The organism is Streptomyces sp. STR69, from assembly GCF_024519455.1.
Lineage (GTDB): Bacteria > Actinomycetota > Actinomycetes > Streptomycetales > Streptomycetaceae > Streptomyces.
The window spans coordinates 1-259 of sequence record NZ_JALJRY010000122.1; the positions used below are offsets into that span (position 1 = coordinate 1).

At 68.3% G+C, this 259-nt stretch carries 1 protein-coding gene and 1 pseudogene; both read left to right on the forward strand.

Annotated features, from left to right (window positions below):
- Positions 1–97: sugar ABC transporter permease (locus tag OC490_RS49235; RefSeq protein ID WP_262064582.1), on the forward strand; the 97-nt coding region annotated here is incomplete at its 5' end.
- Positions 98–102: 5 nt separating this feature from the next.
- A pseudogene (locus OC490_RS49240) lies at positions 103–259 on the forward strand (sugar ABC transporter ATP-binding protein); the annotation flags it as partial.

Consider the following 259-nt stretch of genomic DNA (forward strand, 5'->3'; position numbering starts at 1 on the left):
CTGGAACCCCGACTGGTTCAAGGCGTTCCTGGGCGTGATGCTCCTGGGCGCCGTCATGATCAATCTGTGGGTGCAGCGCACCGCGACCCGGAGGTGACCTCGATGACCGACAACACGACCGGCACCCACGGCGCGATCCTGACCGACACGCCGTCCACGGACGGGGATCATCCCCTCGTCCAGCTCCGCAACGCGGGCAAGTCCTACGGCAATGTGCGTGCCCTGCACGGTGTGGACCTCGCGGTCCGCCCCGGCCAGG